This is a genomic window from Paraburkholderia humisilvae (assembly GCF_902859855.1).
Taxonomy (GTDB): domain Bacteria; phylum Pseudomonadota; class Gammaproteobacteria; order Burkholderiales; family Burkholderiaceae; genus Paraburkholderia; species Paraburkholderia humisilvae.
In genome coordinates, this window is the sequence record NZ_CADIKH010000451.1 from 1 (window position 1) to 688 (window position 688).

General features: G+C 53.5%; 1 protein-coding gene. It reads left to right on the forward strand.

Annotated elements, in window-relative coordinates; genetic code table 11:
• The first annotated feature begins 390 nt into the window (after nucleotides 1–390).
• Entirely contained in the window at nucleotides 391–660 is a 270-nt protein-coding gene (locus HV796_RS43010) for a BrnT family toxin (RefSeq protein ID WP_175233646.1), read from the forward strand.
• Nucleotides 661–688: the final 28 nt, after the last annotated feature.

Here is a 688-nt window from a genome sequence, read left to right on the forward strand (position 1 = left end):
CGTCGCTCGCAACAAGCTCAAAAGCGCTCAGCACCGACCTTCGATCATCGCCGCGTGCTGGATTCAGGCAACCTTGTGGTGACGTCATGATTTATGGAAAGGTCAATAATTAGCTGCGCGGGTCACCACGGAACGCTACTAGACCACGCAGGAACGGCAGGGAAAGCAGATGATCGACGCGCGCCACTCGGAAACCATCTTAACTAATGAAGCGCCATCGCAAGCCGGTGCGGCAGTAGTACGCTGAGAATAGTCGGCAGAGAAGGCAAGGGGCTCGACACCGAAAGGCTGTCGGGCCTTTTTGCTTCAAAGATGCGCTGGTGTCAGCCGCAATTTACGTACGTACAAAAATATGTTGCGGACCTGCATTTGTGTACGTACAATAATCACATGGAAGTCGAATTCGATCCCGCCAAAGACGCGGCAAACCAAAAAAAGCACGGCATCCCGCTGTCGCTCGCTGAATCCTTCGAATGGGACGCAGCACAGGTGAAAGTAGACGATCGTTTCGACTACCCAGAAACGCGCATGGTTGCTATCGGCCCGATTGGTGATCGCATCCATGTAATCGTGTACGCGATGCGCGGCGAAGCCCTGCGCGTAATCAGCCTGCGCAAAGCAAACCGTAGAGAGGTTCTTAAATATGTCGACCAGGCGTAAGTTTCAGATCCCATCGGATGCCGAAGAT

Excerpts from the sequence above, each read along its gene's own strand:
- HV796_RS43010 (WP_175233646.1), top strand. The coding sequence starts at position 391 with ATGGAAGTCGAATTCGATCCCGCCAAAGACGCGGCAAACCAAAAAAAG.